Source organism: Ruegeria sp. CDSC081 (assembly GCF_059610485.1).
The window spans coordinates 409,318-426,149 of sequence record NZ_JBXWNS010000002.1 but is presented as its reverse complement, the minus strand read 5'-3'; the positions used below and the strand labels follow the sequence as shown (position 1 = coordinate 426,149).

The window sequence follows — 16,832 nt, the reverse complement described above, 5'->3', positions numbered from 1 at the left end:
GGAACCAGAAATGGCCAAGGCATTTGCGTCCCAAGGGGACATGTCGGAAAAGAAAATCTCGTTCACCGAGGTAGGAGACGGGCTTTATGCCTTTACCGCCGAAGGGGATCCGAATTCGGGCGTCATCATCGGTGATGACAGTGTCATGATTGTCGAGGCACAGGCGACGCCCCGTTTGGCCAACAAGGTAATCGAATGCGTGCGCTCGGTCACCGACAAGCCGATCACGCATGTGGCGCTGACCCATTATCACGCCGTCCGTGTTCTGGGTGCCAGCGCCTTTGGGGCGCAGCAGATCCTGATGTCAGACATGGCCCGCGCGATGGTGGTGGAACGGGGACAGGAAGATTGGGACAGTGAGTTCCAGCGTTTCCCGCGCCTGTTCGAAGGGCACGAAAGCATTCCCGGTCTGACCTGGCCCACGACCACGTTCAGCGACACCATGACGGTGTATCTGGGCAAACGTCGGATTGACCTGATGCATCTGGGCCGCGCACATACAGCAGGCGATATCGTGATCCATGTACCCGATCAGAATGTGATGTTTACCGGTGACATCGTCGAGTATCACTCGGCCTGCTACTGCGGCGATGGGCATTTCGGCGACTGGGGCGATACACTGGATGAGATCAAGTGGTTTGATGTCGACGCCATTGCGCCAGGCCGTGGCGATGCCCTGGTCGGCAAGGACATGGTCAATGCAGCCATCGAAAACACCCGCGATTTTGTCGACAGCACCTATCGTCCAGCAGCCAAAGTTGCGACGCGCGGAGGAAGCCTGAAAGAAGCATGGGACGCGGTGCGCGCCGAATGCGACCCGAAATTCGCCGATTACGCGATCTATGAACACTGCCTGCCCTTCAACGTCGCCCGTGCCTATGACGAGGCGCGCGGGATCGACACCCCGCGCATCTGGACCGCCCAACGAGATCTGGAGATGTGGGAAGCCTTGCAGAGTTAAGGACATACGGTCGCATTTGATCCAGATCGTTTTTCGCAGGACGGATTGGTGAGACCCTGGGATCGGGACCACTGAGCCTGAACGGCTGGTGGAAAGGACCCTCAGCGCAGCGCAATGGGAGAGCCCCATGAACAAGATCTTCGAAATACCGCTTTACGCCTACGCCCGAAATCCCGATCAGGACGCCGTAGCCCCAATACGCCACAAGGTGATCGTCATCGGCGCCGGGCCAATCGGCTTGGCCACAGCTATTGATCTGGCACAACAGGGCGTTGAGGTTGTCGTTCTGGACGAAAATGACAAGGTCAGCTTTGGCAGCCGGGCCATCTGTTTTTCACAGCGCACGCTGGACATAGCCGACAGGCTTGGATGCGCAGAGCCCTTGGTCCGGAAAGGTGTTCTTTGGGATACCGGCAAGGTCTTTTTCGACACAAGACAGATCTATGAGTTCAATTTGCAGCCAGAACAAGGCTATGCCAATCCGGCATTTATCAATCTGCAGCAATATCACCTAGAACAGATCCTTGTGGACCGCTTGCGCGCACTCCAAGCTGAAGGCGCGCCAATCGATATTCGCGGCCGCAATAGGGTCGAGGCGATCGGCACCCATGAGGACCATGTCACGCTTGAGGTAGAGACCCCCGAAGGCCCCTACAACATAGAAGCCGACTGGTTGATCGCCTGTGACGGCGCACACTCTCCGGCCCGCAGGATGCTCGGGTTGGATTTCGACGGGCGCGTGTTCGAAGATAACTTCCTGATAGCTGATGTCGTGATGGAGGCTGACTTTCCTTCCGAACGCTGGTTCTGGTTTGATCCACCGTTCAACAGGGGGCAATCCGCCCTGCTGCACAAACAGCCCGACAATGTCTGGCGCATTGACCTGCAACTGGGTTGGGATATCGACAAGGAACGGGAAAAACGGCCCGAGAATGTGATCCCGCGCCTCAAGGAGATGCTGGGCGAAGATGTCGAATTCGATTTGGAATGGGTCTCGATCTATACCTTCCAGTGTCGCCGGATGGAGCGATTCCGGTATGGCCGGGTCCTGTTTGCCGGCGACAGCGCCCATCAGGTTAGCCCGTTTGGTGCGCGTGGGGCCAATTCGGGTGTGCAGGATTCGGACAACCTGTGTTGGAAGCTGAAGCTGGTTATCGACGGAAAAGCGCCCGATTATTTGCTGGATAGCTACAGCCATGAACGGGTGCAGGCCGCTGATGAGAATATTGCCTATTCCAGTCGCTCGACCGACTTTATCACGCCGAAATCCCAGATGTCCCGCCTGTTGCGCGACGCCGTTCTTGACCTGGGCGAGCACTACGAATTCGCGCGCCCTCTGGTGAATTCCGGCCGTCTGAGCACACCTTGTACCTATGCGGGCTCGTCGTTGAATTCCGCAGATGCGCTGAACGGGCCAGATATCACCCGTCCCGGCGCTGCGTGCCCGGATGCCCCCCTCGGCGCCGCGTTCCTGCTGCCGAAACTCGCGGGCAAGTTTACCCTTTTGACGATTGACGCCGACGCACCAGACACTCTTGAGGAAGACGGGGTTCAGGCAACCCGCTTGGCGTTGTCGGTTAAGGACGATCCGACCCTGGCGCTCAAGCGCCGCTATCTGGGGGATGCCACCAGCGCGGTTTATCTGATCCGTCCCGATCAACACGTGGCCGCCCGCCGTGATACGTACGAAGAAAACGCATTCCGGCAGGCGATCCGCAGGGCCACCGGTAAGGAGTAAGCGAGATGACCCAACTGATCCTCACCCCTAATCTGGACAATGCAGATGATTTCTATTTTGAACTGATCGCCGCCCATGACGGGCTGGATAAATCCGACAGCGACGCGCTGAATGCGCGGCTGGTACTGGTGCTAGCCAACCATATCGGAAATGCCGAGGTGTTGTCTGAAGCCCTGAAAGCCGCCAAGCTGAACGAGAATTGACGTAAACAGGAGGCCAGCGATGAGTGGCGTAGTTCTGTATGATTATTGGCGCTCGTCGGCCAGCTACCGGGTGCGGATCGCGTTAAACTTGGCTGGCATCACCTATCGTGCGGTGTCTGTCGATCTTGTCGCCGGAGATCACAAATCTGATGCGCATCTGAGGCGCAACCCGCAGGGGCTGGTTCCTGTGCTTGAGATTGACGGGCTGCGGCTGACGCAATCTTTGGCAATCATCGACTATCTGGACATGACACGGGGTCTGGGGTTGCTTCCTGCGGAACCCGGTATTCGCGCACAAGCACTGGCGCTGGCACAAACCATAGCCATTGATCTTCACCCAGTCTGCAATTTGTCAGTCGCACGCCATGCAACCGCGCTCAGTGGGAATGCAGAAGGTATGCCTGGCAGTTGGATGAACCATTTCATACGACCGGGTCTACTGGCGTTCGAAGCCCAGTTGGGCGGTTTCCAACAGACCCCATATTGCACTGGGCCGCAGCCAGGGCTGGCTGATCTGTGCCTGGTCCCACAAATGTACAATGCCCGCCGCTATCAGGTCGATCTGACCGACCTGCCCCGTATCCTGGGCGTAGAGGCCGCCTGCGCCAAACACCCAGCCTTTGCCGCAGCCCATCCCGATCAACACGCCCCCACCTGATCCTCTGCACAGGGTCTGTGTGCCGATGCGAATGGGAATTGCCTGACCCCTGCCTTACGTTCTTCAAAACAAAATGCAGGAGGCCCCGATGCCCGAAATCATCGGCTATCACGCCCATGTCTATTTTGATGCAGAAACGCAGGATACCGCCCGGCAGCTCTGTGAAGAAGCAGTGCGCCTGTTCCCAGTTGCAATGGGGCGGATGCACGCCCGCAATGTAGGCCCACATCCAAGGTGGAGCTGCCAGTTGGGCTTTGCAGCCGACGCATTTGATCAGGTCATTCCCTGGCTGACGCTGAATCGGCAAGGGTTGACGATATTCACCCATCCCGAAACCGGCGAGCATCTGGCAGACCACCGCGACCGCGCAATTTGGATGGGTGAGATGCTGGATCTGGATCTGTCGATCTTCGACCAGCTTTAACCCAACGCCTTCGCCTGATCTCTCAGCTTGAACTTCTGAATCTTGCCGGTCGAGGTCTTTGGCAAAGGACCGAAGACCACCGTCTTAGGCACCTTGAAATGGGCCATGTTGTCCCGGCAGAACCCGATGATCTCTGCCTCTGTCGATTGCCCATCTGGTTTGAGTTCAACAAAGGCGCAGGGTGTTTCGCCCCATTTGTCATCGGGGCGGGCGACCACGGCGGCCTCCATCACGGCGGGGTGCTTGTACAAGATATCCTCAACCTCAACCGATGAGATATTCTCACCTCCCGAGATGATTATATCTTTGGACCGGTCCTTGAGTGCGACATATCCATCCGCATGCATCACCCCAAGATCGCCCGAGGCGAACCAGCCGCCCCGGAACGCCTTGTCCGTGGCATCGGAGTTTTTGAGATACCCTTTCATGACAACATTGCCCTGCATGAAAATCTCACCCAGCGTCTCGCCATCCGCAGGCACGGGCTCCAACGTATCCGGGTCGGCCACCATAAGCCCGGACAGGGCCGAATACCGCACACCCTGACGAACCTTCAAAGCGGCGCGTTCTTCGCCTTCTTTGCTGTTCCATTCATCCTTCCAGGCGCAGACCACGGACGGACCATAAGTCTCGGTCAGACCATAGACATGGGTAACTTCTATCCCCATATCCTCCATCTTCTTAACCACAGCCGCCGGAGGTGGAGCGCCTGCGGTCATCACTTTGATCTCGTGATCGAAATCCTTAAGGTGATCGGGCGCGTTGGCCAACATGTTCAGAACAATCGGCGCACCGCAGAAATGCGTGACCTTCTCATCCCGGAAGGCGGCATAAATCGGCTCATCCCGAACCGCCCGCAGGCAAACCGAGACCCCTGCATTTGCCGCCATGGCCCAAGGGAAACACCAGCCGTTGCAGTGGAACATCGGCAAGGTCCACAGATAGACAGAATGCCGGGGCATGCCCCAGTCCAGCAGATCGGATTGCGCATTCAGGGCCGCGCCGCGGTGATGATAGACGACACCTTTGGGATTGCCTGTGGTGCCCGACGTATAGTTCAGCGTGATCGCATCCCATTCATCCGCTGGCAGGGACCATGCGAACTCGGGATCGCCTTCGGCCAAGAGTGCATCGTAAGTCAGACTGCCCTTTTTCTCGCCACCATCAAAGCTGGGATCCTCGATATCGATGACGAGAATATCGTGATCAACCTGTTCCAGCGCGTCTTGCACCACCGCAGAAAATTCCGGATCGACCAGCAGCACCTTGGATTCCGCATGGTTCAGGATGAAGGCAATGATCGGCGCGTCCAGCCGGGTGTTAATCGCGTTCAGCACGGCGCCGGCCATGGGAACGCTAAAATGGGCCTCGTACAGTTCGGGGATGTTTGCTGCGATGATCGAAACTGTATCGCCTCGCCCTATTCCAAGCCTATCCAGAGCGCTCGCCAGTCGACGACAACGGGTATAGGTTTCGGCCCAGGAATACCGGCGGACGCCATAAACAACTGACGGGTAATCAGGGTAGACCTGCGCCGTCCGTTCGATAAAGCTTAGCGGTGACAGCGGCGTATAATTCGCCTGGCATTGATCCAAGTGGCGTTCATATATGTTGGCCCCTGTCATCTGCGGATCCTCCCAAATCGTAAGTTGCGCGAATTGAACACAAACATAGTCCTATGACAAACCCGTAGAAATACGGCGTGAGGCGGCCAAATTACTGTGCTGCGCCCGACTGGCGATACCAACCTACCCGATCTGGCCCTATCTTGTACTGGCCATTCACGCTGATCTGAGCCATCGAATATACAAGCCGAGGCGACACCGCCTCTGTAAGATGTGCACACGCTAATTTTGAAAGGACATGTCATGGACGGCACGTTCAACGAAAACGATCTTTCACGCGTCGTCGAAGCCGACCGCGCCCATATTTGGCACCACTTGATCCAGCATAAACCCTTTGAAACCAACGACCCGCGCATCATTGTCGAAGGTAAGGGCATGCGTGTCTGGGATCAAAAAGGCAAAGAGCATCTGGACGCTGTATCGGGCGGCGTATGGACTGTGAATGTCGGCTATGGCCGCGAATCGATCTGCAAGGCGGTCTATGACCAGTTGATGAAGCTGTGCTATTTCGCCAACTCGGCGGGCTCGATCCCTGGTGCTTTGTTCGCCGAAAAGCTGATCGAGAAAATGCCTGGAATGAGCCGCGTGTATTACACCAACTCGGGCAGCGAGGCGAATGAGAAGGCGTTCAAGATGGTTCGCCAGATCGCCCACAAGAAATACGGCGGCAAGAAGACTAAGATTTTGTACCGTGACCGCGACTATCACGGCTCGACCCTGGCAGCGATGTCGGCAGGTGGTCAGGACGAGCGCAACGCGCAGTACGGGCCTTTCGCCCCCGGTTTCATCCGCGTGCCGCATTGCATGGAATACCGCAAGCACGAGCTGGACGGCGCGCCCGAAGAGAATTTCGGCGAATGGGCCGCGGATCAGATCGAAGAGGTGATCCTGCGCGAAGGCCCCGATACGGTTGGCGCCCTGTGCCTTGAGCCCGTGACAGCCGGTGGCGGCGTGATCGAAGCGCCCGAAGGGTATTGGCAGCGCGTACAGGAAATCTGCAAGAAATACGATATCCTGCTGCATATCGACGAGGTCGTCTGCGGCGTGGGCCGCACCGGCACATGGTTCGGGTATCAGCAATATGGTGTGAAGCCAGATTTTGTGACCATGGCCAAGGGTGTCGCCTCGGGCTATGCCGCCATCGCCTGCATGGTAACTACTGAGGAAGTCTTTGACATGTTCAAAGAAGACGCCTCGGACCCGATGGGCTACTTCCGCGATATCTCGACATTTGGTGGCTGTACCGCCGGTCCAGCGGCCGCGATCGAGAACATGCGGATCATCGAGGATGAGAACCTGCTGGCCAACTGTGTCGCTATGGGTGACCGGATGACGGGCAACCTTCAGGCGCTGATGGAAAAGCACAAGGTCGTCGGCGACGTCCGCGGCAAGGGCCTGTTCCTGGGTGCTGAGCTGGTCGCAGACCGCGCGTCCCGTGAGCCGGTCGATGAAAAACTGGCGCAGGCCGTTGTGGCCGACTGTATGGCGCAGGGCGTGATCATCGGCGTCACCAACCGCTCGGTCCCCGGTCGGAACAACACTCTGTGCTTCTCACCAGCGCTGATTGCCACCGCGGATGACATCGACCAAATCACCGATGCTGTCGATGGCGCACTGGGGCGTGTATTCGGCTGACACCGTTAGCAGTCTCTTAGGATGAGACCATGAAAACCGGCGCTGCTTGCGCCGGTTTTTTCTCAATACGGATGCCCAAACCCTCAATATGCGACCGGATGTTCCCGCTCAGTGCTGAATGTCTGCGGCCCGGATTGTAGAATCCGTTGATGTATCCGTTGAGCGTTAGCGTTGCAACTGACCCCCGAATTAGCCCCTGATCTGCCTCTTGTTTCCATGGCATATTGTCTAAAACGAGAGGCGGCAGCAATGAGGCAATTTCCACAATCATTCTAAGTCTATGGTTTCACCATTTAGGTGCATGCGGGAGGACGCCGTGTCTGGCCACCCGGCTTCAAGCGGTTTGTCAAAACCAAACTTGATCTCGGTGAACTGACTGTTGGTGACATCTTGGAGGATTGCAACGTTTCGCAATCCCTCGTCTACAAATGGAGGTCAGGCGTGAAATCTTCACGGGTCAATAGCGTCGCGCGGAACGAAGAACAAATTTTTTCGAAGGTTCTAATTAACGAAGAGACGCAGCCAGGCCGTGATCCAGAAACTGACAATCGCAATCTTCTGGCGCGCCGGGAAAGCACCATGCCTTTCCTGCCAATTATCCGGTGAACTGTTTGGTCAAAATTGCACTCGCGATGGATAGCCATTCATGATTTCACCAGCTGGCAACTTTAAATTCTACGCCGCCACCAAGCCAGTCGATTTTCGTAAAGGCATGGGTGGTTTGGAGGCGATCGTTCTGAATGAATTCGATCTCGATCCATGCTGTGTTGCCATATTTGTTTTCCGTTCGACACGCACGGGCCGGCTGAAGCTCATAGTTTGGGACGGGGCGGGTCTTGTGCTGATCTATAAGCGGATCGGGGGTGAGGGTTTTGAATGGCCACGCGTCAGTGACAGGGTGATGACGATGACCAAATCGCAGTTTGAGGCCCTTTTCGAAGGGCTTGATTCGAAGCTGTGATAACGCGCGCTTCGGACTGCAATCAGTCCCTGATGTGAATAGCAGCGAACGGCGATACCGAGCCCAAAGCAGAATCTTGAGAGATAGTGGAAGGAGCACTCCGCCGTCACCACGGCGAAGTGCTGAATCGTGTATTTCTAGTCGTTATTGAGACATCCCGCCTTCGCTGGAAACCTGTTTCTCAACTTGGCTTTGATTGGCCAGGTCAGAGCCACGCGGCGGGAACTCTTGGAATGTCTGAAGGTGTTGCTGCACCAGTCGCGCAGCAGGTCCAAACGCCCACATCTTCTGCCCCATCCATTTGGTATACATCCCGGATTCTTCGGCGGCCTTTTCATAAGGATCGCGGCGCAGATTAAACAACATCGGCGCGTTTAATTCTTCTTTTGGTCCGGCCCAGCCATGCTCTTGGATTACGAAATGGGCTTTCCAGTCCCTGTAGCGGACGGCCTGAAGGCTCGTGCCTTCGTAGTAGATGATTTCGTCGCGGTTGCTTTCGGCACCTCCCGTCAAATACGACAGTTGGTTGTATCCGTCCAAATGTGCTGTGTAGCCTTCATATCCAGACAAGAGCGCCTCGGGCAGGTTGTCAGGGCCACCTGCCGCTGCCACCAGCGTCGGCATCCAGTCCATACCGGACATAATGCCGTTTGCGACGCGTCCAGCAGGAACATTGCCGGGCCATTTGATAATCGCCGGAACGCGGAAACCACCTTCCCAGGTTGTTCCTTTTTCCCCGTGAAATGGTGTCGTGCCACCATCCGGCCAGGTCATCGTTTCAGGGCCATTGTCAGCAGTGAAAACCACAATTGTGTTGTCAGTGACACCCAGCTCGTCAAGCCGCGCGATCACTTTGCCAACATTGTCGTCAAGCTCTTGCATCACAACGTCCTGCAGCCCACGCCCATCGCCCAGCATGTCTTCGTATTTGGGGCTCAGGTGCGTCCAAACATGCGCTCTGGCCGGGGCCATCCATACAAAAAACGGTGTGTCCGCTTCGACAGCGCGATCAATAAAGTCGATCGTCTTTTCGGTCACCTCATCATCGAGCGTCTTTTGACGCTCGGGCGGCGCGGGTCCATCGTCCAGGATGCGCTGATTGCCGACCACGCCCCAACGCGGATCCGCGGTTTCATCCAGTTCTTCGGTTGCAAAGGCATGTATGATATTGCGCGGACCGAATTGGGCATTAAATTCAGGATCGTCTGGCCAGTCCGGGTCCGACGTATATTCCATCGCATTCAAATGGTAGAGCCAGCCCCAGTACTCGTCGAAACCTTTTGTTGTTGGCAAAAACTGGTTCTGGTCGCCCAAGTGGTTTTTCCCGAATTGACCGGTGGTATACCCCAAGGCCTTTAGCATGTTTGCAAGCGTGGGGTCTTCATTGCTCAGACCCACGGGATCACCGGGAAGACCAACAGTGTGCATCCCGACACGTACGGGAAACTGACCCGTCAAAAACGCAGCGCGACCTGCGGTACAGGTCGGTTCCGCGTAATAGTCCGTCAGCCGCGTTCCCGCTTCGGCAAGCTGGTCCAGGTTCGGTGTTTTGATGCTTTTGACGCCTTGGTGGTAGCTTCCCAAGCTGGCCCAACCGACATCGTCAGCCATGATCACCAAAATATTTGGCTTGTCCTCTTGAGCAACTGCGCTTGCGGCGACAGCAACCGAAGCGACGACCGCTCCGACGAAAGTGCGCGCGATTGATAAGCGTTTCTGCATGAATCATCCTTTCTTGCATCGTATCGGGGTCGTCTGGTCGTCCTCATAGCCCCAAATCTATAAGCGCGTACTTACTGTACAGCAGCGGAAAATGTCGCGCTTAAACGTTTGTTGAGCATCGCGTGTGGCTCGATTGAGCTACCATAGTAGAGCTGTGCAAAGGCGGCGATGTCGTTGAACAGAACCACAGCGTTGCCATCTGTGCCTTCATAGACAAGCAGTTTCTGGCAAAAGGCATCAAGACCGATCGCCGGGTAATCCGCCATTGCGACTCCACCGGGCGCGGGCCCCCCGAACAGCAGCAGCTTTGCGGCGGGAAGGGCAACGTCAAACGCGGCAGCTTCTTTCACAAAATCGATCTCGCCGAACCAAATTGTATCTGTTTGCGCGGTCACTGCTTTTTCGAGGCGGGCAACCGTTTCGGCAACGTCATACGCCGACGCAATTTCAATAATGCCAAAATCACGCTCGACAGCATCGGTGGGAATCGGGCTCGGGTCTGCGCCATCTACCGCGCGCAGTACCGCTTGCAGGCGCTCATCAAAGGCAGCAAGGGCCGCTGACCCCTCAAGTCCGTGACGTTTGGCGATGAACGCAGAGGACGTGTAAGATAAGGACGGCTTAGCCTCGTCGCCGTATGACAACACCCTGAAGGGCAGATCCAACCCCGCACGAATGTTCTCGCTCAGGATGGCAGCGTTCACGCCGGGATCAGAGAAAAGCAAAACTCTCGACGGTGGCATCTCCACGCCTTCGCCAGCCGCCAAACGGGCATGATCTATCTCGATCACCCTTGCCATTTTGGCATCTGTCACCGCCTCTGCCACTGCTTCGAACAAAATATCGGTGTCGGCTTGCAGTGTATCATCTGCATCGGCGGAGATCGGAGTTAATGCCAGCGCTGCGGCCAACAGAGTGTTTCGGATACCCAAGTTGACCCTCCTGATCAAACCGCGCCTTGTTGACGCAAACGAAGCAGAGCCAAAGCTGCGAAAAGGATTTCTGCCAAAAAGTAGAACACCAGCAAGAAATTTGGCAAGCCATCGACCAAAAAGCTCAGCAGTCGGCCAGCGGCGAGCCCGGCCATGAAGAGGAACAGGCTCCAAAGGGCGGCGTTTGTAAGGGCGGGCTTGAATGCCCCGGCAATCCAAAACATCAACATCGCCAGATACAGCCCCATAATTGCCCGGAAGATGTGGGTGAGCTCTGTCGTGTCGACTGGAAATCCCAGCAACATCGGCACACTCGCCGACGGCATCGCGCCATAAGACAGTGCGATCGGGAACAACCCAACGGATGCGAGCAACAAAACAAAACGGTCAGACAAGGAATTTCCCTTTTGGCTGCCTCTACAAGAGCCAGATAGAATATACTTTCAATTCCGCGTTAGGCAACTCAGAACCATGGTCAATTTCCTTACCGCCGGAAACTTACGCGGGACGTTAGGATAATACCGCATGCAAGACCTGCATATCAGGCTTTGTCCCCAACTCAGTCAAGCATGTACCACGAGACGAATTACCGCTTCGTCCCGCGACTTGATCCTTAATCCGCCCGTTGATGTTGCTTGCGCAGCGAATGGCCGGTCTGGTGAAGCGGCGCTGTCGAGGAAGATGGATGTCTCCTTTGGGCCATCTGCTACGATGCTAGTTCTGCGAAACTGGCAGATGCCGCGCCGCATCTGAGGTCGGCACTGAGCCCATTTTACCGATGCTGCGGGACGCATGAAAGTCTGTTTTTGCAAATCTGTTTGGCTCGACGACTCGGCCTGCGACCGGCTATATTTGGCAATGACTGAAAGTGTGTGAGGTAAAACCAAAGATGCCGATGCCGTGGACATACCGCCATGCTTCCAAAGAGTGGCGCGCCTTTCTTGATGATGTGAAAGAGCGTATGTCTCTTGAGTCCGACAATATGGCATACACCGCTGTGGATGCTGTTTTGCAGGTCTTTAGACGCCGCCTGACAGCACAGCAGGGTCTGGCTTTCGCAAGCGTCCTTCCGGCTGTTCCCCGCGCGGTGTTTGTGGCAGGTTGGGTTGTCTCCGAACCGCCGGTTCAATTTGCGGAGCGACAGGTCCTCACCGACGAAGCCAAGCAGGTTCGCGTGAACCACAACCTAACGCCAGACAACGCAATCGAAGCGACAGCTTGGGCAATTCGACGTTGCACTGACTCCAGGGATTTCGAAAGGGTACTGATGCAACTCCCCGAGGAGGCCGTGGCATTCTGGCATGTCGACGTCGAAGACCCGAAAGAGCTGGATCAGCGGATAATCTAGCGGCGGAAGCGGACGTTCCGAATGAGAAAGCGAAAGATCGCTTCGTCCCGCAATGTGTGAGTTCGAGTAGCGCCAAAATTTGCACTTGCAGCGAATGACCGGAATGCGGGCTGCGACCGCAGAATCCCAGCAGGGTGCCGAATGTCTCTTATGGGCCGCTCAGTGCTTTTTGGCCGCGTGCGCGGTAAAATTGCACAATAACCCGCTCTTCACGTCAGAGCTGTGCGGCATTTTGCACTTGGCACCGTGCGGAAGGAGTGCGGTGTCCATTGCTGTTAATGCCTCCGAGCGGCGACGCCCTAGGTGGCACCTGATTGACATTTTGGGTATTTTGGCGCAAAATAAAAGCATATTTAAACAGCATTAACACTATTCCAAATTTGCAAATCACACTTGGTCGAGATTGGTGTAAAGCGTCCTATTTGGCGCAATTCCCAAGAGAAATTGACAGAAGTTCATTTTTAAAACGGAGGCTTACTTTAGCTATGTCCAGTCTTATTCAATCTGTTTTCGGTCGTGTCACCCAACAGGAAAACGGTCAGCCCGTACACGGTATATTGGTCAAGATTCAGGCGGTATTTGGGGATGGCTGGCGCAAGCGAGACGGCTGTAAGATCGATCTTGGATGCGTCCTGACGGCCGCCGATGGCCGATTTGTGCTCATAGTGGATTCGTCGAAAATACCCGAAGACTGTCGATGTGCAGGTCCGATGGAATTGCGGATAAAGCTGCGCGACCGCGATGGCGTGCGCATCCATAAAGCCCGGCTCAAGATTGAGGATTGTTCCTGCACCGACGATATTAAAATCGACGTCGCCATCCCGGCAAAGAAGCTGGCGTGTCACCTGAGGCGCCCGTTAAGCTGGGCTGCACCGGATAAGCCGTTTTTGCCAGAAAGCGTTCTCGATGACATTGAGGAAGCGCTTGAGCTTGCGGATGCTGATCGGTTGCTGCGCAAGCGCACTCACTTCTTTGAGTGCATCCGCCCGACGCTTGCGATTTTTGACAACTCGCTTAGTGACGCCTGGAGTGTTCTGAAGGGAGACGTCGCTGCCAAGGGGCGCTATGTGGATGTACTCAATGCTCTTTGTGCCACGTCGCCAACGGGCTGCGGCTGTGGCAGCGCATCCGGGGATGATGCAAGCGGTATCTTGCAGGACATTTTTTCCGACGACTGCAATGATGACAGCTGTAAGCCCATCAAATCCAAACCCAACCCGGTGTGCTGTTCCGACCATGTCTGCCCGACCGGTAAGTCCCTGATCGCTGACAAAGACATGAGCTTGATGGTCTTTGCGGCCATGCATGTATCCTGTGGTCACAGACCAACAATGATCAAATACGTCGGCGCGCTGCTTGAACAACGTTGCCGGTTCCAGGCGTTGACCGCGCTTCATGAAGCAGCTGTCAACCTGGTCTGCAAGAAGCCGCACGCAGGGCGTCATTTTAAGGATCTGCTCGAATATGTGATGTGCATCTGCACCGGTCAAACCCCTTGTGGACAAGTGCCTTGCTGTCAAACTTGTGTCCGCCAGCCCATCCTGGATTGCATCACGGATGCATATAGAAACTGGTGCAGTATCGAATGCTACACCGTGACCAAGATCAACCCAGAGCGTGCCTGCCCCGGTGACACGGTTGCGATCTGCGGGTGCGGGTTTGGCGATATTGCGGGGCAAGTGCAGTTCACCCAGCATGGCACGATGAACCCCGGTCCGATCGCTGTGCCGACCTCGTGGTCAGACGAACGCATCTGCGTGATCGTCCCGTCCAGTGCGGGATGTGGTTTGGCGATCATTCCTCCGACCCAAACGATCAGCGTCTGCGATCGTTTCCTGGACTATCGAAAAAGCGGCACGATGTTGGCTGAGTTCGAAGGCACAAGCGCTGACATTCTCAAGTTTATCGTCAAAGGGCATCAGAACGACGACTGCCTGTTACCCGGCGAGGTTCTGAAAATCCGCTGGAAGGTCTGCGCCGCTGACTCAGTGACTGTGCGCATCGTCAATACAGACACCGGCGCTGCCATTGCGCAGATATCACCGGCCCCCGATCTGGGACGCTGGGACTTCGATCAGACTGACTTCGACCAAACGACCCGAGTGCGGGTCGAAATCGTCGTGACCGGTAAATGTAAACCTCCTACAGTAAGTCAGGGCTTAGACCTCGTTTTCCAGAACCCGCCGGATCTATCCATCGACGGGGTCGAGGTAACGCAGGCGATTCAGTATTTCCGAGCCAACCAGCATCTGACTGATCCAGCTGACCGCGGCCCGGACAACTCCCTTCAACTTGTTGCCAATAAATCGGCCTGGGTGCGGACATATCTGCGCAGTGGACAGGATCCGAATTTCGATAATGGGCAGCTCGGTAATGTCAGTGGCACACTTCAAGTGGAACGCCGGGTTGGTGGGATCTGGTCCACGGTGGCCAATATCGTTCCGACCAATGCCCCGGTGACAGCGCAGGACAGTTTCTCAAGCTACGACGCAGAGAGACGCGACATTGATGCGACGCTGAACTTCATTATCCCTGCCAACGTGATGACCGGGCTCTTGCGCCTTTCTATCACTGTCTCGTCGCCAGACGATTGCTATGGAGGCAGCGGCACGGCCCAACAGCTTGTTGATGTCGATCTTGAGCAAGAGTTGCGCGTTGCAGCCGTCACAATTGGCTATAACGGTCCACCGATGGGCGGCGGCGCCAATATTACCTTGCCTGCCCCCAACGCAGCGCAAGTTGCCGCTGATACCAGCTTTGCCCTTCGGGTTTTCCCGGTAGGCAGTACGCCCAACGTGCGGATCATCGACAGTCAGACAACAACACAAGGTCTGACAAACAACAATTTCCCAGCGGGGGGGTGCGATCCCAACTGGACGCCGATCCTGAATTTCGTGGCTAACGCGCGCACGAATGACGGTAATCAGGGCGATTGGCTTTACTATGGACTGGTCAATGCGGCGATCCCGCGCTCGCATGGCAACACAGGATGCGCCAGCGGCGGCAACGGCGCTGGCTTGTCCGGTAGCCCGGTCACGTTGGCGCATGAGTTGGGCCATCAGGCGGGTTTACCACATGCCCCATGTGGCACGGTCGGCACGCCAAACGCGAGCTACCCGCTTTACGAGCCTTACGATACCGGCATGACAACGACCGATAGCAATGGCAACACTGTCTATTCGGATGCGAGCATCGGCGAATACGGGCTCGACACAAATGACGGGACAATACACCGGCCGGCCAACAGTGAGGATCTGATGGGTTATTGCGGCCCCCGGTGGGTCTCGATCTTTACGCATAACTATATGCTGAACCGCGCCGAATTTGACCCGGTGGTGCTGGCAACGGGCGTGTCTGGCGGCAATTCGGTGGGGGCAGGCGCCATGGAAGTCGATCGGCAAGACCAGATGCGTCCTTTCGTGACGATCGTGGGTGAGGTCGGCAAAGACATGCAGGTCTCGGTCGCAAGCCTCGTACGGGTTCCAACCCGGCCCTTGCGGATGTCTGGCGCGCGTACCGATCTAGTTTTGCAGTTGATCGGGGACAAGGACGAGGTGATCTCATCTGCGCCGGTGTTCACAATGGATAATCACGACGCCAATGGCGATGGCTGCGGTTGCGGCGGAGGCGATAAAAAGGATCCGCCTAAACCGCCGTATAGTTTCATTGCGGCAATGGGCGATGTCGGCTCTGGAATTGCAATCCGCATCTGCCAGGGGGACGCAGTCATATGGGAGCGCAAGCGACCGACACGGCCGGTTAAATTGGCTTCGGCTGAAGCCAGCATTGGCAAGTCTGGTCTAAAGGTTTCCTGGAAAACGACCGGGGCCAAGCGTAGTTACGATCCCGATATTTGGCTGCAATGGTCTTCTGATGGTGAACGCTGGAACGGGCTCAGGGTTGGTGCGAGAGGTAACAGCGTAGAGATCGACCCCAACACCATTCCGGTCGACAAGGTTTGGATTAGGGTCCTTGCTCATGACGGTTACTTCACCGCAACGGCAGACACCAAGCAAGTTAAACTGCCACCAGCGCCACCCGAACTCGCCATTATTCACCCCTCTGAGGGGCAAGTGGTGCGCCCGGACCGACCGCTGCATCTCTGGGGTACATTCACTGGCCGCACCGAAGCAAAATCTGTTGAATGGTATCTGGACGGCAAGAAGGTCGCCAAAGATCTGGATGCTTGGATCGATGTACCCAAGCTAGGTGAGCATGTGGCGGAGCTGCGCGTCAAAGGCGCAAACCCGGTAACTGTCAAGTTTTCTACAGGAGCGCGCTAGATAGCTGGCTTCGATGTGCTGAAAGGGAACTCGATCCAATGCTAGCATCCAGGGCTGACGCCTGAGATCTGGCAAGTGTTAGCCCACAACGCACCCTTCAGGTAGCAGCCGCCGCCGTTTAGAGATCAGATTAGATGTCGTTCGCCATTCCCTGGTGCGGTTTGTTTGCGCGACGGGTGAAAAACCAATGCTCTGCCCATTCGGCACAAAGGCCACGTTTATAAAGAGGCGCCCTTATATACTTGGATTAGTAGTTGGCGGTACTGGTTCTCAATAGACTTAATTATTCTGTCACTGGAGAAAACAACATTTATGACCAGCCCAAAATTGACAGGAGCATCC

The 16,832-nt window shown here is 56.0% G+C and carries 14 protein-coding genes; 9 read left to right on the top strand and 5 right to left on the bottom strand.

All coding sequences use genetic code 11. The features are described 5' to 3' along the window. Positions 1-10: 10 nt before the first annotated feature. The 5 genes from AC2FH9_RS05060 to AC2FH9_RS05040 all read left to right on the top strand — a co-directional run bounded on the left by AC2FH9_RS05060 (position 11) and on the right by AC2FH9_RS05040 (position 3,984). A complete protein-coding gene (locus AC2FH9_RS05060) occupies positions 11-961 on the top strand; it encodes an MBL fold metallo-hydrolase (protein ID WP_496871006.1) in 951 nt (316 codons plus the stop codon). 127 nt (positions 962-1,088) lie between these two features. Continuing rightward, entirely contained in the window at positions 1,089-2,699 is a 1,611-nt protein-coding gene (locus AC2FH9_RS05055) for an FAD-dependent oxidoreductase (RefSeq protein WP_496692093.1), read from the top strand. A 5-nt stretch (positions 2,700-2,704) separates the two neighbouring features. Continuing rightward, a complete protein-coding gene (locus tag AC2FH9_RS05050) occupies positions 2,705-2,902 on the top strand; it encodes a DUF2783 domain-containing protein (RefSeq protein WP_271951493.1) in 198 nt (65 codons plus the stop codon). Positions 2,903-2,921: 19 nt separating this feature from the next. Next, complete coding sequence (gene maiA / locus AC2FH9_RS05045) at positions 2,922-3,560, top strand: maleylacetoacetate isomerase (protein WP_496871005.1); 639 nt, start codon at positions 2,922-2,924, stop codon at positions 3,558-3,560. A gap of 88 nt (positions 3,561-3,648) precedes the next feature. Then, positions 3,649-3,984, top strand: a complete 336-nt coding sequence (locus AC2FH9_RS05040) for a DOPA 4,5-dioxygenase family protein (protein ID WP_142639094.1) — start codon at positions 3,649-3,651, stop codon at positions 3,982-3,984. Here AC2FH9_RS05040 and AC2FH9_RS05035 read toward each other — a convergent pair. Then, the gene (locus AC2FH9_RS05035; RefSeq protein ID WP_496871004.1) at positions 3,981-5,609 is read right to left on the bottom strand and encodes an acyl-CoA synthetase; all 1,629 of its coding nucleotides are present in this window, start codon (positions 5,607-5,609) and stop codon (positions 3,981-3,983) included. The two genes, AC2FH9_RS05040 and AC2FH9_RS05035, sit on opposite strands and share 4 nt — an antisense overlap. A gap of 243 nt (positions 5,610-5,852) precedes the next feature. On the opposite strand from AC2FH9_RS05035, the gene AC2FH9_RS05030 reads away from it, so the two are divergent. Then, positions 5,853-7,244, top strand: coding sequence for an aminotransferase family protein (locus AC2FH9_RS05030; RefSeq protein ID WP_142639090.1), 1,392 nt, complete (start codon positions 5,853-5,855; stop codon positions 7,242-7,244). 16 nt (positions 7,245-7,260) lie between these two features. On the opposite strand, the gene AC2FH9_RS05025 is transcribed toward AC2FH9_RS05030, so the two are convergent. Then, the gene (locus AC2FH9_RS05025; protein ID WP_496749375.1) at positions 7,261-7,467 is read right to left on the bottom strand and encodes a hypothetical protein; all 207 of its coding nucleotides are present in this window, start codon (positions 7,465-7,467) and stop codon (positions 7,261-7,263) included. Between the two features lie 423 nt (positions 7,468-7,890). Here AC2FH9_RS05025 and tnpB point away from each other — a divergent pair, with 423 nt between their 5' ends. Further along, positions 7,891-8,205, top strand: coding sequence for an IS66 family insertion sequence element accessory protein TnpB (gene tnpB / locus AC2FH9_RS05020; protein WP_496749374.1), 315 nt, complete (start codon positions 7,891-7,893; stop codon positions 8,203-8,205). A gap of 144 nt (positions 8,206-8,349) precedes the next feature. Here the strand turns inward: tnpB and AC2FH9_RS05015 are convergent, their stop codons facing one another. The 3 genes from AC2FH9_RS05015 to AC2FH9_RS05005 all read right to left on the bottom strand — a co-directional run bounded on the left by AC2FH9_RS05015 (position 8,350) and on the right by AC2FH9_RS05005 (position 11,254). After that, positions 8,350-9,927: an arylsulfatase gene (locus AC2FH9_RS05015; protein WP_496871003.1), complete on the bottom strand. Its 1,578-nt coding sequence runs from the start codon at positions 9,925-9,927 to the stop codon at positions 8,350-8,352. A 71-nt stretch (positions 9,928-9,998) separates the two neighbouring features. Continuing rightward, positions 9,999-10,859 (bottom strand): DUF302 domain-containing protein, encoded by an 861-nt coding sequence (locus AC2FH9_RS05010; RefSeq protein ID WP_496871002.1) that lies wholly within the window; start codon positions 10,857-10,859, stop codon positions 9,999-10,001. Positions 10,860-10,873: 14 nt separating this feature from the next. After that, positions 10,874-11,254 (bottom strand): DUF4345 domain-containing protein, encoded by a 381-nt coding sequence (locus AC2FH9_RS05005; RefSeq protein ID WP_496702829.1) that lies wholly within the window; start codon positions 11,252-11,254, stop codon positions 10,874-10,876. A 500-nt stretch (positions 11,255-11,754) separates the two neighbouring features. Here AC2FH9_RS05005 and AC2FH9_RS05000 point away from each other — a divergent pair, with 500 nt between their 5' ends. Both AC2FH9_RS05000 and AC2FH9_RS04995 read left to right on the top strand, forming a co-directional pair. Next, positions 11,755-12,207 (top strand): DUF2267 domain-containing protein, encoded by a 453-nt coding sequence (locus tag AC2FH9_RS05000; RefSeq protein WP_496749371.1) that lies wholly within the window; start codon positions 11,755-11,757, stop codon positions 12,205-12,207. Between the two features lie 485 nt (positions 12,208-12,692). Continuing rightward, positions 12,693-16,490 (top strand): hypothetical protein, encoded by a 3,798-nt coding sequence (locus AC2FH9_RS04995; RefSeq protein WP_496871001.1) that lies wholly within the window; start codon positions 12,693-12,695, stop codon positions 16,488-16,490. Positions 16,491-16,832 lie beyond the last annotated feature (342 nt).